This is a genomic window from Polyangium spumosum (assembly GCF_009649845.1).
Lineage (GTDB): Bacteria > Myxococcota_A > Polyangia > Polyangiales > Polyangiaceae > Polyangium > Polyangium spumosum.
The window spans coordinates 693250-716287 of the sequence record NZ_WJIE01000005.1 but is presented as its reverse complement, the minus strand read 5'-3'; the positions used below and the strand labels follow the sequence as shown (position 1 = coordinate 716287).

Genomic DNA, 23038 nt, shown 5'->3' with positions numbered 1-23038 from the left:
GCGGAACCGGACGCGGTCGTCCACGATTTTGCACGAATCCAGCGAGTCGGGTGGTCGCGCGCTCTTTGTAGTGTAAACCTTGGGGCGTCTTGCTTTGGGCAAGAATCACGTGCGGACCGCCCGCGCGTGATTACGGGGGGAACACATGCGCACCATTTCATCCGTGCTTTGCTGCGGGCTCGTCCCGCTTTTGTGGCTCGGCGCCGTGGCCGGATGCGGGGCCGACGGGTCCGAGCGCACCGCGGCCCTGGCCCTCGCGCTGGAATGGACCGCGGGCGAGAAGCTCGTGCCGCCCGAGGGGACGAAGGAGGCGGAGTTCGGCGCCGCGGCGGCGATCGACGGCGACACCGCGATCGTCGGGGCGCACAGCGACGATCAGGTGGAGGTAAACGCGGGTTCGGCGCAGGTCTTCGTGCGAAAGGACGGCGTCTGGATCCCCGAGCAGAAGCTCGTCGCGTCCGATGCAGCGGCGACGGATGGATTCGGGTATTCCGTGGCGATCTCGGGGGACGTGGCGATCATCGGCGCGCCGAACAAGACCGGCCAGGCCGAATATGCGGGCGCGGCGTACGTCTTCGTGCGAAAGGACGGCGTCTGGACCGAGCAGCAGAAGCTCGAATCGCCGAAGCCGGAGCTCGTGGGCTCGTTCGGCACCTCGGTGGCGCTCGTGGGGGGCGTCGCGCTCGTCGGGGCGAGCCGCGAGGACGGGGCCGGGGTCGACTCCGGCGCGGCGCATGTCTTCGTTCGGGACGCGTCGGGACAGCTATGGGGTCTGCAGAAGACGCTCGTGCCCGCGAGCGGGGACGGGAGCCATTTCGGGTCCTCCGTCGCGCTCTCGGCCGAGGACGCGATCATCGGCGCGCCCCGGGAGATGTCGGACGCGGGGATCTCGGTCGGCGCGGCGTACGTCTTCTCGCGCGCGGAGGGCGCCTGGCCGCTCGAGCAGAGGCTCGCCGCCGAGGACGCGGGGGAGCAGGATCGTTTTGGTGCCTCCGTGGCCATTGCGGGGGACACGGCGCTCGTGGGGGCCTCCGGGCACGACGACGGGGCCGAGGACGCGGGCGCGGCCTACGTGTGGAGCCGCGCGGAGACGACCTGGGCCATGCAGCAGAAGCTCCTCGCCGCCGAGCCCGAGAAATACGGCTCGTTTGGCATGGCCACCGCGCTCGCGGGTGAGCTCGCGCTCGTGGGGACCTACCTGAGCGGCCCGGATGTCTCGGGCGCGGGGACGGCTTATCTGTTCGTGCGCGAGTCCGAGGGGTATGTCGTGGGGCAGAGGCTGCTCGCGTCGGACGGCGCGGACGCCGATTTTTTCGGCAGCGCGGTGGCGCTCTCCGTCGACATGGCGCTCGTCGGGGCTCCGGGCGACGATAACGACAAGGGCGAGAATGCGGGCTCGGTGTACACCTTCGGGGCGCTCGTCGCCGCGGGCACGGGGGGCGCCGGGGGACTCGACGGCGCCGGCGGCGGCCCCGCCGGGGCAGGGGCCAATCCGGCCACCATCGGCGACGAGGGCGTCCAGATGACCGGCGGCTGCGCGTGCAGCGCCGCGGGCGAGCGCGACGGGGCGGAGGGCACGTTCGTGACGGTGATGGCGCTCGGAATGGCCTTCGTCGTCGGGCGGCGCCGCCTCAATGCAAAGGATCGCCGAGGACCTTCTTCCGATCGAGCTGCTCGGCCAGGGTGAGCCTGTCGGCGTCGTTCATCGAGACGAACCGGATCGCCTGCAGCCGGTCTTTCGACCAGATCGGACGGCCGCGCAGGCGAATCGGGCGGCCCGCGCCGACGTCGAGCTCGAACGCGGTCGTCAGGCTGAGCTCCCGATCCACGAGGCCCCGCGGGACCTCGAAGACGAGCCCGCTCACCGAGAGGTCGACGGCGCGGCACGTATGGCGATGTCCATCCACGATCGCAACCAGGGGATAATCGCAGAGCGCGCGAGGGCCGATCCGTCGTTCCATGAAGGTCCATCTGCCGCGATACGGCAAGCCGATCCCGAGGGCCAAGTTTTCGCGTGTCGCCTGACCGCTCGCGCCGATGGGCTACGATCGGCGCGAGGAGGACACGATGGCGACGTGCCGCGAGTGCGAGAACGAGGTCGACGAGCTGAAGACGGTGAAGGTCGGGACGAAAAAAAAGAAGATGTGCGAGGACTGCGCCGACCGCATCGCCCAGGAAGGCGCGATCGCCGAGGAGAGCGAGGCCGTCGTGCAGGGGATGATGGGCTTCAAGGGGCGGAGATGACCGCTCACCGCATGATCTGATCGATCTCGCTCGACGTCGCGTCGGCGAGGCCCTTCGCGAGCTTGCGCGGGTCGAGCTCGACCATGAACGCGACGGCGTCGGGCGCGTGCGTGGAGAGCGGCGCCGTCACGGGCGCGTCGAGGCCGAGCAGGTGGCCGAACGAGCCCTCGGCGAGGTCGCGCCACGCGGCCGCGAGCTCCTCGGAGGCCGCTTCGCCGGTGCGGGAGAAGTCGCCCGCGACCGCCACAGAAAGCAAGATGCCCTCGCGCGCGCTCGGCCGCGCCGCCGCCCCGATCGCCGTCGCCGCGGCGAGCAGGCCCCGCGCGCCACGCGCGAGCTCCCCCTCGAAGGGCCCGAGCGCGAAGGCGCGGGCCGGCGCGGGGCCGAGGCGCTCGGCGAGCGCGCGCAGGGACGGCTCGTCGAGGGCGCGGGCCGCGCGGGCGAGGGCGCCGCGGGCGAAGAGCGTGGCGATGCGGCAAGGGCCCCGCGCGAGCGAGCCCGCTTGCTGGAAGCAGGCGACGTCCGCGCCGATCGCGGCGAAGGCGTGCGGCGAGCGGCCGATCTTGCCGGAGACGCGGACGAGGTCGTGACGGTCGACGGCGCGCGTGGCGCCTGCGCTGAGGCGGTCGCGGAAGGCGCGCTCGACCGTACGCGGGTCGGATACGTGGCGGACGAGCTCGACGAGCGCGTCGCCTTCGCTCGTCGTGTAGGAGGCGATGATCGCTTCGGGCGTGCGCCGCAGATCGACGGCCGTGCCGCGGGCGAAGCGGTCGAAGCGGGCCTCGGGGATGACGGTGGCGACGAAGGGGACGAGCCACGGGATCGAGGTGATCTCGCGTGGATTCGCGAGCACGATCCAGCGCAGGCCTGCGAGGGGCAGGAGCGCCTCGAGCGAGGGGACGGCGAGGGGTGGCTCGGGCTTGCCTTCGGGCTTCGTGACGGGTGGTGGTGGCGCGCCGCAGCCTGTGGCGGCGGAGGCGAGCGCCACGAGCGTGGCGGCGAGCAGGGCGCGCCGCTGCGGATCCGGCGCTTCAGCCGACGACGAGGTGCGCGAACTTGCGGTTCTTCGATCCGACGCGGACAAGATACCTCCGGCCTCGCTCGAGCTTCTGTTGCTCGTCGCGCACGACCTCGCCGTCGAGGTGCACGGCGCCGCTCTTGACGAGCCGCAGCCCCTCGTTCGTCGACTTCACGAGGCCCGCCAGCGACAAGGCCTTGGCGATCCAGAGCGACTCGGCCTCGGTGACGACGTTGATCTCCTCGACGTCGTCGGGCACGTTGCCGGCGGCCACGCTGCGGCGACGATCGAGCGCGGCGTCGGCCGCGGCGGCGTCGTGGAAGCGCGTGACGATCTCCTTCGCGAAGACCTCCTTCACCTCGATGATGTTGCGACGGCCGCCGCTCACGTCCTCGCGTAACGTGTTGATCTCGTCGTTCGATCGGGACGAGAGCAGCTCCATGTATCGCCAGATCACCTGATCGTCGACGAGCATGAGCTTCTGCAGCATCTCGAACGGCGGCTCGCTGACGCCCACGTAGTTGTTCGCGCTCTTCGACATCTTCGCGCCGACGACCTTGCCGTTCTCGACGCGCGCGTTCGTGCCTTCGAGGATCGGCGTGGTCATGACGATCTGCGCGCGCTTGCCGTAACGCGGCATGAGATCGCGGCCGACGAGCAGGTTGAAGAGCTGGTCGGTGCCGCCGAGCTCCACGTCGTTCTCGAGCACCACCGAGTCGTAGGCTTGCAGCAGCGGGTAGAGGAACTCGTGGATGTGGATCGGCACGCCGCCGTCGAAGCGCTTCGAGAAGTCGTCGCGCTCGAGCATGCGGGCGACGGTGTATTTCGCGCCGAGCTCGACCATCTCGAAGGGCGTGAGCTTGCCGAGCCACTCGGAGTTGTAGCGGACCTCGGTCCTGTCCTTGTCGAGCACCTTGAAGGCCTGGGCCTGGTAGGTCTCGGCGGCGGCGCGGACCTCCTCGCGCGTCAGGCGCGGGCGCGACTCGCTCTTGCCCGTGGGATCACCGACCATCGCGGTGAAGTCGCCGACGAGGAAGATGATGTGGTGCCCGAGGTCCTGGAACTGCCGCATCTTCTGCATGAGCACGGTGTGCCCGAGGTGCAGGTCGGGACGCGTGGGGTCGAAGCCGGCCTTGATGCGCAGGGGCCGACCTTCCTCGAGGCGCTCTTTCAGCTCGGCGCGGACGTGGAAGTCCACGACGCCCCGGCAGAGCTCCTCCATCTGACGCTCGGCGGAAAGCATGGCGGAGACTTTGCCGGACGGCGCGGAAGGCGCAAGCGTCTGGCGATCCACCGCGCCTATTCGTCCTCGTCGTCCTCGTCGAGATCGTCGTCGAGGTCGTCGTCGTCCTTGCCGCCGGTGATGGCGAAGGCGCGGCTCTGGTTGACGAGCTCCTTCAGCTCCTTGCCGACCTTGAAGAAGGGCAGGCGCTTGGCGGGCACCGGGACGGGCTGCCCCGTGCGCGGATTTCTGCCGCTGTACGGTTTGTACGGGCGGACCGTGAAGCTGCCGAAGCCTCGGATCTCGATACCTTCGCCGCGCTGGAGCGCCTCGGTCATCGCGTCGAAGATGCAATTGACCACGAGCTCCGCGCGAGCCTTGGTGAGCTCGCCACGGCCCGCGATCGCGTCGATGAGCTCGCTCTTCGTCATGGGCACCCCTCGGCGGCCGTCATGCCGCCCCCCGTCCGTACGTTCCCCACCTGATGTGCGTCCGGACGGATACGACTCACGATTCCAGGAACTTAGGACACACCTCGCATCCTGGACGCCGAGCGTCAATGACTTTCGCTCTCCAGCCTCTCCAACCGGTCCAGCGCCACGAGCGAACCCGGGGGGAGAGGGCCCGCGCGCAGCGTGAGCGCGACGGAGCGGGCGCCCGCGGGGATGGGGAAGGCCGGGAGCGTGACGCAGGGCGAACGCGGGGCGTCGGGGGGCGTGAGCTCGTGCGTGTGGAGGGTCTGGCCGTCGACGTGCAGCGAGACGGTGACGGAGGTGGGGCCGAGGAGGGCGAGGCGCGGCGCGACGTGGTGGCCCGCGAGGAAGGGCGCGGGGAGCGAGAGGGTCACGGCGCCGCCTTGCGTGGAAGGCGTGAGCGCGAGCCAGCGGCGCTCCGAGGCGCAAGCGTCCGTCGCCCACGCGGGCAAGGCGAAGGCGCCTTCTTGCGCGAGCGCGGGCCAGAGGTTCTCGCCTTCGAGGGCGAGAGGTGCTTGGAGGTCGAACGAATACGGGACGAGCTCGGGTGGACGCGGCGGGGGCTCGCCGTCGGGCGGGATGGGGAAGAGGTAACGGTAAGCAGGCGGCTTGCCGTGGGCTTCCCAGGTGAAGCGATCGAGGGCGTCGCCGCGGTAGCGGGTGATCACGTGGCCGCGCTTCGTGTCTGGATCGAAGGCGAGGTTGAAGCCGTGGTCGGTGTCGATGAAGACGAGCGCGCGTGTGGGCAGGTGCGCGAGGCGGGCGGGCTCGAACATCGGCAGGCCACCTTCACGATCGCGGAGCGCGGCGTGATCGAAGCCGGCGCGGAAGGCGAAGCCGAGGGGGAGGGCGGCGACGGCGGCGGCGACGACGAGGGAAACGTGGCGCGGGTCTTTGGCGCGCGCGGCGAGGTGCGTGACGGCGAGGGCGGCGAGGATGTGCTCGAGCGGCAGGACGTCGGCGTAGAAGCGCGCGCCGCCGCCGGGGTAGTTGCCGTCGAAGTAGAAGGGGACGTAGGCGGCGATCTGCAGGGTGATCGCGACGGGGAGGAGGCGCGCGCGCGGCATACGCGCGGCGAGGACGGCGCCGAGGAGGACGAGCAACGTGAAGGGCTCGGCGTTGCCGGCGTCGACGAGGTGTTGCTTGAGGCGGCGCAGGGTGGTGGCGGCGGCGGCGTAGGCGCCGTAGCCGTCGGGAAGGTTGTGGCGGACGAAGTCGCCGTGTTCGCCGAGGCAGCCGATCGAGGCGCCGAAGCCGTACCGAAAGCAGCCGGGCGGTCCGTCGGAGAGGGCGTAGTAGAGGCGCTGCGACGAGGTGAAGAGCTCGCCGGTGGCGGCGTGTTGATGCGCGATGAGCAGGGCGAGCCCGGGGAGGGCGCCCGCGGCGAGCAGCACGAGGGAGGCGAGGCGCGAGGCGCGTGACGCGCGTGCTGTCGTGTCGCGTGTGGCGACGAGGAGGAAGGCGAGGGCGAGCAGGAGCGCGAGCGCGGAGGGCGGGCGCGTCGCGGCGAGCCAGCCTGCGAAGAAGCCTGCGCCGAGCGAGGGCAGGAGGGCGCTTCGCCGGGCTTCGAGGGCGCGCACGGCGGCGAGCGCGAGGGCGAGCGCGCTCGTGAAGCAGAGCGCGGCGAGGCCGTGCGACATGGTGTCGGCGGTGTGGTAGCGGAGCGCGGCGCAGAGGACGGAGAAGAGGGTCGCGAGGCGCGCGAGGGAGACACGATCCGCGAGGGGTGTGTCTTCGGGCAGGGCGCGTTCGGCGAGGGCGTAGGTGGCGATTGTGAGGGCCGCGGCGAGCAGCGGGCCCGTGGCGAGGGGCGCGCGGGCGAGGAAGCCGAGGGCGAGGAGCGCGGGGTACCCGGGCGGGAAGAGGACGGCGGCGGTGGGTCCGTCGGGGCTATCGGCGCGCACGAGGAAGCGGCCGAGGGTGGAGGCGACGGGCTCGTCGAGGGGGAAGGCGAGCTGGCCTGTGGCGAGGAGGCGCGCTTCGAGGAAGTAGCTGGTGGCATCGATGATGCGCGGTCCGCCGCGGAGGTAGAGGGCGACGTACGCAGCGGAGAGGGCCGCAGCGGCGAGGGCGGCGAGGAGGAGGAAGAGGCGGGAGCGGGGTGCGGGTCGGAGGAAGCGCGGGGCGAAGGCGAGGGTGATCAGCGCGGCGAGGAGGGCGGCGATCTGCGCGGGGTCACGGGGGAGGCCGAAGCGCACGGGGGGGTGTCAAGGGGGAAGCGCGGGAGGTGGACGGGGGAGGGTACATCGGAACGGGGAGGGGCGTGCGGGGGTTCGTGGGGCGAGGTGGATCACATCTGACAGCCCAAAGAGAGGTCGGCGTAGCCGGAGTGCGTCATGGGGAGGCCCCAAAGGGAGGTCGGCGGTGCCGGAGTGCGTCATGGGGAGGTCCCAAAGAGAGGTCGGCGGTGCCGGAGTGCGTCATGGGGAGGCCCCAAAGGGAGGTCGGCGGTGCCGGGGTGCGTCATGGGGAGGCCCCAAAGGGAGGTCGGTGGAGCCGGAGTGCGGCATGGGGAGGCCCCAACGAGAGGTCGGTGGGGCCGGAGTGCGTCATGGGGAGGCCCCAAAGGGAGGTCGGAGCGCTCGGAGCAGGAGATGGGGAGGCCCCAAAGGGAGGTCGGAGCGTTCGGAGCAGGAGATGGGGAGGCCCCAAAGGCAACTCGGGGCGTGGCGAGCGTTGGCGTCGTGGTTCCCTCGCGGATCCGGTCGACTGCCGCGGCCGTTGCGGTCGAGCGCGCTTGCGCCGGTGGGTATCGTCCGTAGAGATGGCGAAGCGTCCGGACAGAATGGTCCTTTGGAACATCCGCAGCTTGTGACGTCGCGCCCGTTGAGACTATGTTGCAGCTCATGCTGCACAGGTTCAGCGCGAAACGTTACCGTCATCTGGATGCGGACGACTTGGAGCTCGGACGGCTGAACCTCCTCATCGGCCCGAACAATGCGGGCAAGAGTACGTTCATCAAGACGATCCGATTCGCGGCCGATGTCCTCGTCCCGCGCGAAGGCAGCAGCGCATTCCTCGCGGCGCTCGATGCGCAGGGGCGCGGGGAATTGCTCGACCGACAATGCCAGCCGCCCGGGGAGATCGAGCTCGCGTGGACACTCTCATCGACGCCTGAAGCGAAGAAACTCACGTACGAGCTCGGCTTCAAGGTTGCTCGGTCCGAGGATTTTCCCGGCGGTTTCTACATTACCAAGGAACGGCTGGCGTATGCCGAGCCCGCCGAAGGTCACAACAAACCATTCTGGTTCTTCGATCGGAACCGGAAGGACCCCGAGAGGGTGAGCTTCTCCGTCAAGGACGCGGCGAGAAGCCCGAAGACGCTCGAACTGGAAGTGTCGTCGAGGGACACGGTCCTCCAGCAGCACGAGGAGCTGCTGAGGCATCCGAATTTTTACGCCGATTTTTATCCCACCTTCGATCGGGTGACGCGCGACGTTCGTGACTATTTCAAAGGGTTTCGCGAATACGCCAGCGCCGAGATCTACCCGGATGCGGTCATCGAGGGTTCTTCGAGGGACATCTCCGTGACGATGCTCGACAGGAGAGGGGTGCAGCTCGCCAATGTGCTCCGTCACGTCGACGAGGCGGTGGGCCTCGGCGAATACAATCGGCATCTCGCCCAGCTCATGGCCGATCTACGCGAGGTGAAGGTCGTGAGCGTGGGCGACACCAAGCATTCTCTCCGCCTCGATTTCCTGGATGGGCGCAGGTTCAAGCTGGGCGAAATGTCACATGGCACGATCAAGGCCATGATCTTGGCGCACCTCGTCACGTCTCCCGTCCAGATGCGCCTTCTGTCCCTCGACGAGCCGGAGCTGAACCTGCACCCGGCGTGGTTGCGCGTCCTCGGGCGCTGGCTCCTCGAATGCAAGTCGGCTGATCAGATTTTCATCAGCACGCACTCGCCGGATTTGCTCGACGTCTTCACGGAGGCCTTTCGCGAGCGTGAGGTCGCGCTCTTCGTCTTCAACTGGCCTCGGCGCGGCGTGCAGCGGGTCGAGCCGCAAGAGCTGGACACGTTCTTTCAGGAGGGCTGGGAGCTCGGAGATCTGTACCGCGTCGGTGAGCCCAAGCTGGGGGGATGGCCCGCGTGATCCGTATCGGTTATTTCTGCACGGGCGGGCAGACCGAGCTCGGCGCGAGGACGCTTGAATCGGGCGTCCGCGAGCTCACCGCGATTGACGCATTTCTGCGCAAGATCAGCCCCGAGATCGCGTGGGAACGAGCTTTTCCCGCCCGCGAGAAGCCGGGACCCAAGCACAAGCCTGGCAGCGCGCCAGCGAGCTTCAAGCACCCCAGCGCGAGCGGCGTCACGGGTCGCACCCTCGAACGGACGATGCGTGAGCGGCTGGAGAAGTATTATCGCGGAGCGGACTGCAAGTTCGACGCGATCGTCCTCATCGATGATGCCGACTGCCGATTTCGGGACGACGCCCATCGGAAGAGTTGGCTCGAGGAGCGGGAGCAGGAGGTTCGCGAAAGCACCGCGCGGCCAGAGCTCCCCTTCGTGGCGCTTCTCGCATCACCCGAGGTCGAGTCCTGGTTGCTCGCAGACTGGGAAGAAGGCTTCGGGCAGGAATATGACTCGATTCAGGTGAACTTCTGCAGGGCGCTGGAGCAAGAACTGCTCGGCGAGCGTCCGTGGGTTCGCGTGGAGGCGTTCGGAGGGCCTTTCGATCCGCAGAAGGGGAGCTGCACGCGGAAGCTCAGCACGGAGATACAGAAGGTGCTCGAGAGGCTGGCGATGGAGAAGGGTGAAGCGGCCGATCGGCGGACGTACACCTACAGCAAACGCGAAAACGGCCCGGATATGCTCCGCCGGATCCGACCCGACAAGGCCGCAGAGACGTGCCGGCTCATGCTCCGACCCGCGATCCTCGCGCTGCGGGACCTGGCCCGCAGAGCGTCCCAGGATCCATCGAGCTAGCCCCCCACCACACACCGAAACCCATACCAAGGGTGCCGGCTCTGCGCGACCGGGTGGTTATTCGCCGGCGACTGATCCCCCATCATCCCCTGGTCGTGCCACGACCCTCCCGTCACGCGGAACATCTCTCCCCGCGGGCACGGATGTTCGCCGGTCCTGTCGATACACGTCCGCGGCTTCGGATCGAACACGAACTCCGCCACGTTCCCCGCCGTATCGTAGAGCCCGAACGGGCTTCGCTCCCCCGTGTAACTCGCCACCGGGCACGTGCCCAGATCCGCCGGCACCGGCGGCGCGACGCTCGTGATCGGCCCGACCGCGCCGCCCTTCGTCCCGCCAAACGCTCCCCGTTGCCAGCAATGCTCGACCTTCTCCGGCTCGTCACGGCCCCACGGATACGTCCGGTGCCGCTCCCCCATCCGCTCCGCTTCGCTCATCCGTGCATCGCCGAGCGCCGCCCAGTACGCCTCGTAAATCGTCGGCAGACGGCGACCACCATTCCACTGGCAATACGCCTCCGCTTCCTCCGGGCTCACGCAGTTGATCGGGTGATCCCCCCGCCCAGCCTTGCCCCAGTTGCACGTCGGCTCGAACGGCACGGGCGCCGCGCACGCACGCGCGCCGACACACGCCGCGTAGGCCGAGACCGTCACCTCCGTCGCTTCGATCTGGAACGGCTTCACCGTGACCGGCGTCCGCCCCAGCGACATGGTCTCGCGGAACGAAAACGTCGCCCCAGGAATCGAGACCAATCGCGCGCCCCGCGGCGTCACCGCAGCCCGGCGCGCATTCTCCGCGTCCGTTCGGCCGCAGCCCATCAGGCCGACCACAAAGGAGGACCCGAGCAAGAGCCTCGTCGACAATCGCATCATCGCCCCGCCGACGGCCCGCCGTCGCTCTCGAGCACCCATACGTGGTAGGTGATCCATTCACCCTCGACCGGCGTGATCGAGAGCTGGAAATGCGGCGGGAGGTCCGCCGGTAGCTCGATGCTCGGCTCGGTCCAGGTGGGACCGGGGCGCGCTTCGAGCTTGCCGAGCAGGCGGCCGTCGGCCCGGACCTCGGCCGCGATCTGTCGGCCCGCGACCGTACGCACGACGAGGCGGCCTCCTCGCTTCGGCGCGGCGAGCTTCGCGAGCTCGGCCTGGCCATGCGGGACGATGCGGCCGGCGTCGAAGAGCTCGCGCACCTTCTGGCCGGGCTCGGGCAGGACGCGGTGCACCACGTAACCCATGCCCGGGCGCGGGAAGTTGTAGCCGTGCGCCTTCTCGCTGACGAGGTCCGCCACGTCGAGCTCGTCGACGATCCGCTCGCCGTCACGCCGCGTCCGCGGCCAGCCGCTCCGGTCGAGCGCGCTCCAGTCGGCCCTGTAGATGACCTTCTCCGCGCCGCCGCAGATCACGTTGCCGACGACGGGCACGCCGACGAGGCGGCGGCCGAAGAGGGCAGGGAGGTCGCCCCACCACGTCGGGTAGAGGGCCATGTAGTCGGGTCTGTCCTGGGGCGGGATGCGCTCGAGCAGCTCGATCTGCGCGCCGAGGCCGTTCACGCCGGCACGCGCGAAGGGCAGGTCGTGGTAGCCGCCGAGGCCGATGAGGTCGATGCCAGGCAAGTCCGAGGCGTAGATCAACGCGCCCGCGTCGCCGACGAGCACGCGCTTCGCCCGGCGCTCGGCGAGGACCTTGCCAGCGACGACGTGCTGGTCGCGGATGTTGCGGCTCGCGCGGCCGAAGAACCAGATCTGGTCGCGCATGTTCGGCGCCTGGTTCAAGCCGTAGACGACGACGACGCCACACGCGACGAGGACACGAAGCACGAAGAGGCCACGCGCGCGCCGCGTCGCCTCGATCGCCGGCATGACGAGCAAGCCGAGGCCCATCGCGGCGAGCACGAGCAGCCACGCGACGGCGCTCATCGTGTAGCGCTCGTTCTGCCAGCGGACCTGGCCGTTCAGCGCGACGAGCACGAGCCAGCCCGCGACCTGGGCCCAGAGGAGCGCGGCGATCGCGCGGGTCTTGCGGGAGAAGAAGGGGATCAACGCGACGAGCGGGACGAGCCAGCCCCAGGGGAGGTTCTGGCCAGGGATCCAGTCGGCGAAGTGGTGCTGGGTGTTGCGCAGGACGGCGTACTTCAGGTGCGAGAGGTACTCGTCGAGCTTCTGCTCCCCGTTCATGTAGGGGTGGTTGACGACGAGCTTGACGATCGCGCCCGCCGCCGCCCATTCGCCGGTGAAGACGCGGTTCGCCACGGCCTGCGCCGCCGCCGCGATCGCGCCCGGCACGCCCACGCGGAGGAGCGTCGCGAGCGCAGCGCGGAGCCCGAGGTGCCGACGCACGGCGAGCGCGGCGTAGAGGGCGAACGTTGCGATACAAACGACCGACTCGGGCCGCGTCGCGTAGAGGAGCGCGCCCGCGAGGCCCGCGAGGAGGCCGCTGCGGCGCACGGCGCTCGGGTCGTCGGGGGCCCTGGCGATCGAGAGCACGGGCAGGAGCACGAGCGCCCAGACGCCGAGGTGGAAGGCGTTCTCCATGCCGCTGAAGAGCGACCAGTCGAGGGCGCCGAGCGAGAGCACGGCCGGAGGCAAGAGGTACTTCGCGGCGCGCCCGAGCGGCTCGGTCAAGCGTCCGGCGGCGACGAGGAAAAACGTGGTGGAGACACAAGCGACGAAGGCCGCCCACGCCATGAGGTCGAGGCTGCGGAAGCCGAGCAGGTAGCCGAGCGAGAGCGTGAACGGGTAGAGCAGGCTCGTGTTGCCGCTCGAGAAGCCGTTGCCCTCGGACCACTGGAAGGGAAAGCCCCGGGCCGCGGCGCGCGCGTAGTCGAAGTGGATGAAGACGTCGTCGAGCGGCGCCGACCAGCCGCCGCGCGTCTGCACGTGCATGTACCCGTAGAACACGGTGGCCGCGTAGAGGACCGTGGCCGAGGCGAAGACGGGGTAGAGCACGCCGTCGATCGCAGGCCAGTTCTCGAGGATCCGGCCCCAGAGCCGAGGACCCTCCGCGCCTTCGTGTCTCCGGGCCCCAGAGGAAGGTGGAGCTTCGTCTTTGTCCAGTGTGGCGGCCACGGGGGACTCTTCTTACACGATTCCCCGCCCCGGCCCACGCGAGACCTCGCCGCGACGCACGGGGCCGGCAAAGACCAGCTCGCCGGGAATTCCAGGGGCGCGCGCGTTGACCAGCCCGGGACACACCTGTAGAAAAGAACCGCGTTCGAGCGTCGCGGAAGGCGCCGACGCCGAATGGACGACCGATGCGCTGGTTCGTGGAAATCTCGTCGGCCGGGGCCTCCGCCGAACCTCCGGTGAAGCTCACCGTGGAGGCACCGCAGTGGCAGCCCGCGCTCCAGAAGGCGCGCGCGCTCCGCGGCGACGATGGGTCGCTCGGCAGCTTCTCGATCGAGCTTCTCGACGACGGGTACAAGGCCGTCGACCCGGTGAAGAAGCTCCGGTACGTGGTGCGCAAAGCGCCGGACGACGCCGCGCTCTCGGCCGGCGGGAAGGCCGCCGCCGAGGCGCCGAAGGCCCGCGCCGCCGCCGCCGCGCCCCCGCGCGTCGCCGCCCCGCCCCGCGTGACGCCCGCGCCCGCCGCCGCGGCCCTGCGCGTGCTCACGAGCCGCGAGGTGAACGCGACGGAGGAGTCGCCGCTGACGTACCGCGAGTACGTGTACGTCGTGCCCGAGGGGACGTCGGTCGACGCGGCGAGGCGCGTCGCGCAGGAGCGGTTCGAGGCCGTGAAGAAGGCGCTCGACGGCGTCGAGGGCAGGCTCGTGAACCTCGCGGTCTTCGATCACGCCTTCGAAGGCAAGCCCAAGCGCGCGCCGCTCGTGACGTTGCAGTGGAAGGACTGGCGCGGCGACCCGGAGATCCAGCCGCCGCAGCAGCCGAGCAAGCCCGCGCCCGCGCCCGCGCCACGCGCCGCCTCGACGCCGCCCGCCCGTTCACCTTCGACGCCGCCGCCGCGCGCGCCGGCCGGCTCGAACCCCGCGCTCAAGGCGCCCTCCGTGCCCCCGACGGCCAAGACGAAATCCTCGCCGCCGCCCAAGGCGCGGGTTCGCTCGGCCGACGAGCTCATGAAGGAGCTCGAAGGCGCCTCGACCGATCTGCACTTCCTGAGCGACGCGCTCGAAGGCGCGGACTTCGTGGTCTCGATCCTCGCCGAGCAGCTCCCGAGCGAGCTCATCCTCGTGTGGCTCCACGATCCCGAGAAGCGCGAGCTCGTCCTCGTGCGGCAGAAGGGCGGCAAGCATGACAGGCTGCTCGCGCGTATGCCGGATCGGACGGGCCTCGCGCAGGCCGCCATCGCCAGCAAGAAGGCCCTCGTCATCAGCGACGCGCAGCGTGATCCACGCGCCGTCGACGCGCGCTGGAAGGCCTTCGGCGTCGACCCGAAGAGCATCGCCGTCGCGCCCGCCATCGGCGGCGGCAAGACGCTCGGGCTCATCGAGATCGTCAACCCCACCGGCGGCGGTCGTTACGGGATGGTCGAGGGCAACGCGCTCACCTACGTCGGCAAGGAGCTCGCCGAGTTCCTCGGCATCCAGGGCGTCGTGCTCGATCCCGAGCGGATCCGGGCGACGGCGAACAAGGCGGCGCGTTAGCCGCGCCGCGAGGGGAGGCGCGGGCCCGGCATGCAGCGACGAAGGCGGCGCGAACGGCTGCTCTACTTCGCGATCGTCCCCTCGATCGTGTTCGCCGTGCTCGTGCTCGGCGGCATCGCGCTCCGCACCACGCTGCAGATCGAGAAGGCCCGCCAGCAGACGGTCTTCGACGCGACGCTCACGCTCGCCGACGAGCGCGTCGACCGCCTCGACAAGCTCATCATCAACCAGGACAACGTCGTCGCCGCGCACGTCGACATCGCGAACCTGACGACGATCGCGCGCCGCTGGTTGCCCACGGCCTCGCGCGAGACGCCCACGGTGCGCGCGATCCTGGTGCTCGACCTGAGCCACGACGCGCGCGACGTGCTCGCCTTCGCCTCGCGCGCGCCGGGCCGCGAGGACGACGCGTTCCGGAGGCTGCTCCACGGCCGGCTGCTCTCCAGCCTGAACTTCGAGGGCAACACGGAGGAGCTGCGGCACCTGCACCAGGTGATCGATCAGCAGAGCATCCTGATCAGCTACTGGCAGCGCGCCTACGCGGGGCGACGGTACCTCGTCGTCGCCTGGCACGACGTGCCGCGCCTCGTGCACGACGTCTTCCCGCGGCTCTACCGCGACCTCGATCGCGGCAACAGCCGCATGAACGTGATCGACGAGGAGGGCCGCATCGTCTTCGGACCGCCGATCAAGGGCGGCGAGTTCACCGTCGGCCGGCCCTTCCCGACCACGCTCTACAACTGGCGGCTCCAGATGGCGCTCACGAGCGCCGACGACCTCGGCGACAAGGTCGAGCGCCAGCGTTTGGTCGAGCTCGGCATGGTCGGCTTCGCGGCGATCGTCGTGCTCGTCGGCGTGACGATCATCATCTTCGCCTCGATCAAGGAGCGCAGGCTCGCCGCGCTGAAGAGCGACTTCGTGGCGAACGTCTCGCACGAGTTGAAGACGCCGCTCGCGCTCGTCCGCATGTTCGGGGAGATCCTGCTCGCCGATCGCGTCGCGACCGAGGACAAGCGGAGGCAGTACCTGCAGATCATCGTGAGCGAGAGCGAGAGGCTCACGGCGCTGATCGAGAACGTCCTCGATTTCGCCAAGGTCGAGCGGGGCAAGGCCGCGTACGAGTTCGCCCGCGGCAAGGTCGAGGACGTCGTCGGCCGCGCCGTGGACGTCTACCGCTACCGCGCCGAGCGCGACGGGATCGTGGTGCACCTCGTCTGCGCCGAGGCGCTGCCCGAGGCCATGATCGACGCGCGCGCGATCGAGCTCGCGATCATCAACCTGCTCGACAACGCCTTCAAGTACGCGAAGGACGGCGGCCGCGTGGACGTCGACGTCGCCGCCGAGCAGGGCGCGGTCGTCGTGCGCGTGAGTGATCGCGGGCCCGGCATCGACCCCGAGGAGCAGGAGCGGATCTTCGAGCGCTTCGTGCGGGGCCGCCGCGCGGGCGAGCAGCGCATCCGCGGCAGCGGCATCGGGCTCGCGCTCGTCAAGCACATCGCCGAGAGCCACGGCGGCAGCATCGAGGTGCAGAGCCCCGTCACCGAGGACGGCATGGGCAGCGTGTTCGTGCTGCGGGTCCCGGCGCTGCGCGGCGAGGCGAGGCTGCCGCTCGCGGGGGCCGCCGCGGTGGGATGATCAGACCTCGGGCTGCTCGCCCTGCGAGGATTGCGACACGGCGACGTGGGCGCGGCGGCGGATGCGGTCGACGACCTGCGTGGCCCAGCGCGAGAGGTCCTCGCGGCCCGGGCAATCGGGGATCGAAAGGATCGCGGCCTCGACGAGCTGTTCGAAGAGGTGCGTGGAGGCGCCGAGGCCGAGGTCACACGCCGCGTTTGGCCTCCCGAGCGCGGCGTCGCGGCCCACGGGTTTGCCCGCGCTCGCCGCGTCGCTGAGCACGTCGAGCATGTCGTCGGCGATCTGGTACGCCTCGCCGATCCGCTGCCCGAACCCGCGCCAGGCCTCCGCCTCCTCCGCATCGACGCCGGAGGCGAGGGCGCCGCCCACCGCGGCGGCCTCGAAGAGCGCGCCGGTCTTGGCCCTCCGGTAGAGGGTCGCGGGGATGTTCGCCTCGCTCTCCCAGCCCTGGCCCGCGATGATCCCGTAGGGCATGCCCACGCCTCGGCCGACCGTGGTGACGAGCTTGCCGAGCCGCATCGGGGCCGAGGCCGAGGAGCGCGCCAGGACCTCGAAGGCGAGCGTGATGAGCTGGTCGCCGGCGAGCACCGCGAGTGGCTCTCCGAACGCACGGTGTGTCGAAGGTTGCCCGCGCCGGGTCAGGGCGGCGTCGAAGCAGGGCAGGTCGTCGTGCACGAGCGACGCGCAATGCATCAGCTCGACGGCCGCGGCGACCCCGTCGGCGAGGCCGGGCACGTCCTCTCCGCAGGCCATCGCGACGCGTAGGCAGAGCTGCGGGCGAATGCGAGCGCCGGCCGGAAAGACCGAGTGATAGACGGCGGCCGCGAGGCGGGGCGGTGCGCCGGGGGCGCACATGGGATCGAGGGCAGCGCGCAGGGCGCGTTCGACGCGACTGGAGACGTCCATGCGGGAGGTATCGTCCACGGTTGTGGAACCCTTGTCAAGGGTTTGGTGGGTCATGGTGAACAAACTCTAGACAGGTGTCCAAGGTTGTTGTAGGAACGGGCTCATGGCGAATGGGACGAGCCGTGCGGTGGTGATCGGCGCCGGCGTGGGTGGCCTCGTGTCTGCGTTGGAGCTCGCTCGTCGCGGGATCGAGGTCGTGGTCCTCGAGCGAGCGCCCAGGGTGGGCGGCAAGATGCGGCAGGTCGACGTGGCGGGCCGCGCCATTGACGCAGGCCCTACGGTCATGACCATGCGGTGGGTCCTCGAGGAGGTCTTTGCTGCGGCGGGGGCCTCGCTCGACGCCGAGCTCACCCTCCGTCGCGCGGAGGTCCTCGCGCGACACGCCTGGGGAACGGGACCCATCCTCGATTTGTACGCCGATCTCGACCGGTCCGTCGAGGCAATCTCGGCGTTCGCCGGGCGTTCCGAGGGTGACGGATACCGTAGGTTTTGCGCGTACACCCAGCGCATTTACGAGGCCGTGCAGAAGCCCTTCCTCTGCTCGGAGCGCCCGAGCCTGGCCTCGGCGATGGTGGCGGTGGGCTCGCTCGGCATTCAGGGCATGCTCTCCATCGACGGCCACCGGACGCTCTGGAAGGCGCTCGGCGAGTTTTTCCAGGACGGGCGCCTGCGCCAGCTCTTCGGACGTTATGCGACGTATTGCGGCTCGTCCCCGTTCCTCGCGCCGGCCACGCTCAACGTGATCGCCCAGGTGGAGCGGGACGGCGTCTACCTCGTCGAGGGCGGCATGTACCGCGTGGCCGAGGCGCTCGCGCGCGTGGCCGAGCGCCTCGGCGTCACGATCCGCTGCGGCGAGCACGTCACCGAGCTCGTCGTCGCGGGGGATCACGTCGCGGGCGCGCGCCTCGCGTCGGGCGAGCGCCTCCAGGCCGATATCGTCGTCCACAATGGGGATCCCGCGGCCCTCTTCGAGGGGATGCTCGGCACCCCCGCCAGGCGCGCCATTCCCGCGCCCGCGGACCGCTCGCTCTCGGCCGTCACCTGGGCCTTCGTGGCGGAGGCGAAGGGGGCGTATCCGCTGACGCGCCACAACGTATTCTTCTCGAAAGACTATCACGCGGAGTTCCGCGACCTCTTCGACCGGGGAGACCTGCCCGAAGAGCCCACGGTGTATGTCTGCGCCCAGGATCGCGACGACGGGGGCAGCGCGCCCTCCGGCCCCGAGCGGTTCCTCTGCCTCGTGAATGCGCCGGCCCGCGGGGACAAGCGCGCCTTCACCCCTTCGGAGATCAAGCAATGCGAATCAGCAGCGTTCTCGCTCCTCGAGCGGGCGGGTCTCTCCTTTCCGCAGTTCTCGGCGCCGCCCGTCGTGACGACGCCGAGCGATTTCGACCGCCTGTTCCCGGGGACGGGGGGGGCGCTTTACGGTCCGGCTTCACACGGGTGGAAGTCCCCGTTCGTCCGGGCGGCGTCCCGCACGAAGATCCGGGGGCTCTACCTGGCGGGGGGAGCCGCCCATCCGGGGGCGGGCGTGCCGATGGCGGCCTTGAGCGGGCGCCTCTGCGCGAACGCCGTGATCGAGGACCTCGCTTCGACGAGCCGATCACGCGAAACGGTTATGCGTGGTGGTATCTCGACGCGCTGAGCGACGACGGCCATAACGGCGTCACCATCATCGGCCTCGTCGGGAGCGTATTTTCGCCGTTTTACGCGGACGCACGCGCGCGCGGCCCGGCCGACCCGCTCGCGCATTGCTCGCTGAACGTCGCCCTCTACGGGCGGCGGCGCGACGCGTGGGCGTTCACCGAGCGCGGCGGGGCAGACGTTCGTCGGTCTCGTTCGTCGCTCGTCATCGGCACGAGCTCGATGGAGTGGCAGGACGAGACGCTCGTCGTGCGCTTCGAGGAGAAGACCGCCCCCTTGCCCGGCCGCGTCTCGGGCACCGTGCGGATTCATCCGATCGCGCTCGCCGAGCAGTCGTTCGTCATCGACACGCAGGGCCGCCACCGCTGGGCCCCCGTCGCGCCGATCGCGCGGGCCGAGGTCGACATCCGCAGGCCCGAGGGCACGCGCTGGACGGGTCTGGCGTACGTCGATTCGAACTTCGGCGACGAGCCGCTCGAGGACGGCTTCACCGGCTGGAGCTGGAGCCGCGCGACCACGCGGCGCCGTACGGTCGTGACGTACGACTCGGTTCGTCGTGATGGAACCCGTGATCTGATCCAGCACAGCTTCGGCGCCGACGGGCGGTCCGAGCCGATCGAGCCGCTCGCGGTCGCGCGCTTGCCGCGCACGCTCTGGGGCATGGAGCGCTCCGTGCGGGTCGATCCGGGCACGTCCCCGAAGCTCGCGCGGACCCTCGAAGACACGCCGTTTTACGCGCGCTCGCAGCTCTCGGGCCAGTACCTCGGCGAAGAGGCGCACGGCGTGCACGAGGCGCTCTCGCTCGATCGGTTCCGCACCCGGCTGGTGCAGTTCATGCTGCCTTATCGGATGCGACGCGTCCTGCCATGACGACGGACATCCCGGACCTCCTCGGCCTCCTGCTCTTCGGCTGGTCGTTCGCCGTCGCCTCGACCTCGCTCGAGGCCGTCCGGCGCACGACCTTCGCCCCACGCGCCGCCCGCGGCGAGGGTGCCGAGCAGGCCGTTCGGAAGCAGAACCCCTCCGTCCTCGTCGTGCGCCCGTGCGCGGGCAACGAGCCTTCGCTCGAGCGTACGCTCGCCTCGCTCGCGCGCGCCAAGCGCTCCTTCGACGTGCGCTGCCGCTTCGCGATCGAGGACGAGAGCGACCTCGCCTTGCCCGCGGCGACGCGGGCCAAAGAGGCGCTCGCGCGCGCAGGGATCGAGGCCGAGATCGTCTTCACGGGCGGCGGCGGTCCGAACCGCAAGGCCGCGCAGCTCGCGGCGGCGGCCGAGGGCGCCGATGTCCTCATCGTGACCGACAGCGACGTCGACCTCGACGGCGTCGACCTCGACGCCCTCGTCGCGCCGCTCGTCGGCCCCTCGCCCGCGTGGGTCGCGTGGGCCCCGCCGGCCGAACATGCCCCGCCGCGGACGCTCGGCGATCATGCCTCGGCGGCGGTCCTCGGCGCCTCGCTGCATGCCTTCCCCGTGCTCGCGCGGCTCGACCCGCGCGGCCTCGTCGGCAAGCTCTTCGCCATCCACGCGAGCGCGCTCGCGGCGATCGGCGGTTTTGGCTCGCTCGTCGATTACCTCGGCGAGGACATGGAGATCGCGCGGCGCGTGCGCGAGAGGGGCGGCTCGGTCGTGGCGGTGCCGATCGTGGCGCGCTCGCTCGCCGAGGGTCGCTCGTGGGAGGCCGTGATCGCGCGTTTCTCCCGGTGGCTGACGGTGATCCGCGCGCAGCGCCCGCTCCTGCTCTGGAGCTACCCGGCGCTCTTCTTCGCCACCTGGCCCATCGTGCTGCTCGCCGCGGCGTTCGCGTTCGTCGTGCCGAACGTCGCCCTCGCCGCGGCGCTGCTCGCGCTCGGGGCGCGCCTCGTCATCGCGCTCGTGGCGGCGTGGGCCGCGGGGCGCTCCGTCGGGCTCATCTCAGCGATACGGGACGCCGTGCTCGCCGACGTCGTGCTCGCCTTCGCCTTCACGCGGGCCTTGCGATCTCGTACGGTCACGTGGCGTGATCGTGTGCTCGTCGTCGACCGCACCGGCCTCTTGCGCCAGCCCTCCGCCGTGAAGCCATGAGCTCGGCCCTCGTGTGGATCCCCGTCGCGCTCGCCGTCGCCGCGGGCATGGAGCTCTGGGCGATGCTCCTGCACGGCCGCGTCTGGCACTCGCTGCTCTGGCGCTTGCACCGCTCGCATCACCGCAAGCGCCGCGGCCTGCTCGAAGCGAACGACGCTCTCAGCGTGCTGCACGCCCCCATCGCCATCGCCGCCATCCTTCACGGCTGCGTCGCCGCTCCCTCCCTCGTTCGTGAGGTCGTCTTCGGCGTCGGCATCGGCATGACCCTCTTCGGCGCCGCGTACCTCGTCGTGCACGACGGCCTCGTCCACGGCCGCCTCCCCGTCCAGGCGCTCGCGAAGATCCCGTACTTTGCGCGTGTTCGTGACGCACACCTCGTCCACCACGCGAAGGGCGCGCGTGGCCCCTACGGCCTCTTCCTCGGCCCGTGGGAGCTCGCCTGGCACACCAGGAAGAGCGGGCGTCCCTCCTCGTAGTTGCGAGCTGCCGTACCTCGAACACGCGAAAATCGTCGGAGTTTTGTCGCATTTCCAGGTGCAGGTTGCCCCTCGGTCGGCGCTCCTCCTTCGACGAAGCTTCGTGATATCGATCGATCCTCTCGGCCGGGGGGGGTCGTGGCTCGTCGAACCTTCATATCGTTTGAGGTCCAATGAACCAGTCCCCCCCGCCTGCCCGTCGCGAGGACACCATCGGCCGCGACGTCGATCCGAGCACGCTGAGCGACGACACCATCCGCCGGACGGTGATCCTCCTGCAGCAGACGCAGGCGCTCGCCAGGGTCGGCGGCTGGGAGCTCGATTGCCGCGCCAATCAGCTCTTCTGGACCGAGGAGACCTATCGCATCCACGAGACGCCGCCCGGGTTCGTGCCGGACGTGCAGCAGGGGATCCACTTCTACGCGCCCGAGTGGGTCCCCGTCATCGCGAAGGCGGTCGAGCGTTGCGTCACGGTGGGCGAGCCCTTCGACCTCGAGATGGAGCTCGTCACCTACACCAAGCGCCGGCTCTGGGTCCGCGCCACCGGGCTCGCGCACGTGGAGGACGGCAAGGTCGTGCGGATCTTCGGCGCCTTCCAGGACATCGACGACCAGAAGCGCCGCGAGCTCGAGCTCAAGGAGAAGATCGCGATCATCGAGCAGCAGCGCTCGACGATCCACTCGATGTCCGCGCCGATCATCCAGGTCTGGGACGGCGTGCTCGCGCTCCCCGTCGTGGGGCAGCTCGACGAGGCGCGCGCCGCCGAGATCACCGAGCGGCTGCTCCAGACCGTGGTCTCGCTCGGCGCGGCGCAGGTCATCCTCGACCTCACCGGCGTCGAGACCGTCGACGACGCGACCGCCGATCACCTCCTCCGGATCATCCGCGCGACGACGCTCCTTGGTGCTCAAAGCATCATCACGGGCGTCCGCCCCGCCGTGGCGCAGACCCTCGTCGCGCTCGGCGCGGACCTCACCACGACGACCGTGCGGAGCAACCTGCGCGAGGCGATCAAGGCGGCGATGAAGTCACCTTCGGCCGCGCGTCCGCAGCGCTGAGCGCCTTCGGCTCCTTCGGCGCTCGCATCACCCACGGCCGCGTCATCGCGGCGAGCATCCGTTCGAGCACGACGCCCACGCGCGAGGGAGCGGCGCGGAACACGAGCTCGAAGCCCTCGGCGCCCACGCCGCGCGCCGCGCGCTCGATCCGCGAGAGCTCCGCCTCGACGGCCTCTTCCTGCGCTGCGCGGCCCTTCGTCGTGTCGCGCTCGGCCGGCATGGGCTCGCCGAACGAGAGCCAGAGCGTCGGCCGCTCCATACCGCCGAACTCGTAGCGCAGGCCCACCGGCACGACACGCGCCTTCCTCGAGACCCGCGCGATCTCCGCCGACCCCGCGCGAAAAGCGAGTGGTCTCTCCGTGATCGGCCGCTCCTGCCCTTGCGGGTACACCCACACGAGCTTGCCCGGCGCGTCGAGCAGCCGCGCCGCGTACCGCATCACGAGCGCGCCGTCGGCGGGTTTGTCGAGGTCCACGCCGAAGGCGCCGACGAGCGCGAAGAACGGCAAGCGCCGGAGGTTCTTCGCGTCCATCATCGCGTAGCCGTCCGTGCCGAGCAGGTGCGTCGAGACGTGCATCGCGACGAGCGGGTCCCACCACGACGTGTGGTTCGAGACCACGAGGAGCGGCGCCTCCTTCGCGAGCGCCCGCGCCCGATCGAGCCCGCGCGCGCGCACCTCGCCGAACGTGGACTGGATCCGCGAGCGCGCGTGACCCGAGAACCACGCGTCGAACCAGCCCACCTTGCGTGCAGGGATCATCGCGCCCTCGCCTCCC

20 protein-coding genes are annotated in these 23038 nt (G+C 70.3%); 11 read left to right on the top strand and 9 right to left on the bottom strand.

Annotation, left to right across the window (positions count from 1 at the left end):
- The first annotated feature begins 145 nt into the window (after window positions 1–145).
- Window positions 146–1687, top strand: coding sequence for an FG-GAP repeat protein (locus GF068_RS20345; protein WP_153821060.1), 1542 nt, complete (start codon window positions 146–148; stop codon window positions 1685–1687).
- On the opposite strand, the gene GF068_RS20340 is transcribed toward GF068_RS20345, so the two are convergent.
- Window positions 1632–1961, bottom strand: coding sequence for a PilZ domain-containing protein (locus GF068_RS20340; protein WP_153821059.1), 330 nt, complete (start codon window positions 1959–1961; stop codon window positions 1632–1634). The genes GF068_RS20345 and GF068_RS20340 overlap by 56 nt on opposite strands.
- A 76-nt stretch (window positions 1962–2037) precedes the next feature.
- On the opposite strand from GF068_RS20340, the gene GF068_RS20335 reads away from it, so the two are divergent.
- Window positions 2038–2244, top strand: a complete 207-nt coding sequence (locus GF068_RS20335) for a hypothetical protein (RefSeq protein WP_153821058.1) — start codon at window positions 2038–2040, stop codon at window positions 2242–2244.
- A 4-nt stretch (window positions 2245–2248) separates the two neighbouring features.
- Here the strand turns inward: GF068_RS20335 and GF068_RS20330 are convergent, their stop codons facing one another.
- The 4 genes from GF068_RS20330 to GF068_RS20315 form a co-directional block, all read right to left on the bottom strand.
- Window positions 2249–3232, bottom strand: a complete 984-nt coding sequence (locus GF068_RS20330; RefSeq protein WP_338046483.1) for a hypothetical protein — start codon at window positions 3230–3232, stop codon at window positions 2249–2251.
- A 43-nt stretch (window positions 3233–3275) separates the two neighbouring features.
- The gene (tyrS, locus tag GF068_RS20325) at window positions 3276–4505 is read right to left on the bottom strand and encodes a tyrosine--tRNA ligase (RefSeq protein WP_153821056.1); all 1230 of its coding nucleotides are present in this window, start codon (window positions 4503–4505) and stop codon (window positions 3276–3278) included.
- 56 nt (window positions 4506–4561) lie between these two features.
- Window positions 4562–4915: an HU family DNA-binding protein gene (locus tag GF068_RS20320; protein WP_153821055.1), complete on the bottom strand. Its 354-nt coding sequence runs from the start codon at window positions 4913–4915 to the stop codon at window positions 4562–4564.
- A 125-nt stretch (window positions 4916–5040) separates the two neighbouring features.
- Window positions 5041–7155 carry a hypothetical protein gene (locus GF068_RS20315; RefSeq protein WP_153821054.1) on the bottom strand — a complete coding sequence of 705 codons (2115 nt, stop codon included), beginning with the start codon at window positions 7153–7155 and terminating at the stop codon, window positions 5041–5043.
- A 648-nt stretch (window positions 7156–7803) separates the two neighbouring features.
- On the opposite strand from GF068_RS20315, the gene GF068_RS20310 reads away from it, so the two are divergent.
- Together GF068_RS20310 and GF068_RS20305 are read left to right on the top strand one after the other, a co-directional pair.
- On the top strand, window positions 7804–9054 hold the full coding sequence (locus GF068_RS20310) for an AAA family ATPase (RefSeq protein ID WP_170319587.1): 1251 nt from the start codon (window positions 7804–7806) through the stop codon (window positions 9052–9054).
- Window positions 9042–9887: a hypothetical protein gene (locus tag GF068_RS20305; protein WP_153821052.1), complete on the top strand. Its 846-nt coding sequence runs from the start codon at window positions 9042–9044 to the stop codon at window positions 9885–9887. Before GF068_RS20310 ends, GF068_RS20305 begins: the two co-directional genes overlap by 13 nt.
- Here GF068_RS20305 and GF068_RS20300 read toward each other — a convergent pair.
- Together GF068_RS20300 and GF068_RS20295 are read right to left on the bottom strand one after the other, a co-directional pair.
- Entirely contained in the window at window positions 9884–10759 is an 876-nt protein-coding gene (locus tag GF068_RS20300) for a formylglycine-generating enzyme family protein (protein ID WP_170319586.1), read from the bottom strand. The two genes, GF068_RS20305 and GF068_RS20300, sit on opposite strands and share 4 nt — an antisense overlap.
- The gene (locus tag GF068_RS20295) at window positions 10756–12951 is read right to left on the bottom strand and encodes a hypothetical protein (protein ID WP_206079504.1); all 2196 of its coding nucleotides are present in this window, start codon (window positions 12949–12951) and stop codon (window positions 10756–10758) included. Before GF068_RS20295 ends, GF068_RS20300 begins: the two co-directional genes overlap by 4 nt.
- A gap of 197 nt (window positions 12952–13148) precedes the next feature.
- On the opposite strand from GF068_RS20295, the gene GF068_RS47085 reads away from it, so the two are divergent.
- Both GF068_RS47085 and GF068_RS20285 read left to right on the top strand, forming a co-directional pair.
- Window positions 13149–14483, top strand: coding sequence for a GAF domain-containing protein (locus tag GF068_RS47085; protein ID WP_338046482.1), 1335 nt, complete (start codon window positions 13149–13151; stop codon window positions 14481–14483).
- A 30-nt stretch (window positions 14484–14513) separates the two neighbouring features.
- Complete coding sequence (locus tag GF068_RS20285; protein ID WP_153821050.1) at window positions 14514–16118, top strand: sensor histidine kinase; 1605 nt, start codon at window positions 14514–14516, stop codon at window positions 16116–16118.
- On the opposite strand, the gene GF068_RS20280 is transcribed toward GF068_RS20285, so the two are convergent.
- Window positions 16119–17024, bottom strand: coding sequence for a polyprenyl synthetase family protein (locus GF068_RS20280; protein WP_153821049.1), 906 nt, complete (start codon window positions 17022–17024; stop codon window positions 16119–16121).
- Window positions 17025–17127: 103 nt separating this feature from the next.
- Between GF068_RS20280 and crtD the strand changes: the two genes are divergently transcribed.
- The 5 genes from crtD (at window position 17128) to GF068_RS20255 (ending at window position 22262) form a co-directional block, all read left to right on the top strand.
- Entirely contained in the window at window positions 17128–18669 is a 1542-nt protein-coding gene (gene crtD / locus GF068_RS20275) for a 1-hydroxycarotenoid 3,4-desaturase CrtD (RefSeq protein ID WP_153821048.1), read from the top strand.
- Window positions 18670–18890: 221 nt separating this feature from the next.
- Complete coding sequence (locus GF068_RS20270) at window positions 18891–19538, top strand: carotenoid 1,2-hydratase (RefSeq protein WP_240807057.1); 648 nt, start codon at window positions 18891–18893, stop codon at window positions 19536–19538.
- Window positions 19535–20728, top strand: a complete 1194-nt coding sequence (locus GF068_RS20265; RefSeq protein WP_153821047.1) for a glycosyltransferase family 2 protein — start codon at window positions 19535–19537, stop codon at window positions 20726–20728. The genes GF068_RS20270 and GF068_RS20265 overlap by 4 nt, the downstream gene beginning before the upstream one ends.
- Window positions 20725–21204, top strand: a complete 480-nt coding sequence (locus tag GF068_RS20260) for a sterol desaturase family protein (protein ID WP_153821046.1) — start codon at window positions 20725–20727, stop codon at window positions 21202–21204. Before GF068_RS20265 ends, GF068_RS20260 begins: the two co-directional genes overlap by 4 nt.
- 173 nt (window positions 21205–21377) lie before the next feature.
- Complete coding sequence (locus GF068_RS20255) at window positions 21378–22262, top strand: STAS domain-containing protein (RefSeq protein WP_153821045.1); 885 nt, start codon at window positions 21378–21380, stop codon at window positions 22260–22262.
- Here GF068_RS20255 and GF068_RS20250 read toward each other — a convergent pair.
- Window positions 22216–23022, bottom strand: a complete 807-nt coding sequence (locus GF068_RS20250) for a lysophospholipid acyltransferase family protein (RefSeq protein ID WP_153821044.1) — start codon at window positions 23020–23022, stop codon at window positions 22216–22218. The two genes, GF068_RS20255 and GF068_RS20250, sit on opposite strands and share 47 nt — an antisense overlap.
- Between the last annotated feature and the right edge of the window lie 16 nt (window positions 23023–23038).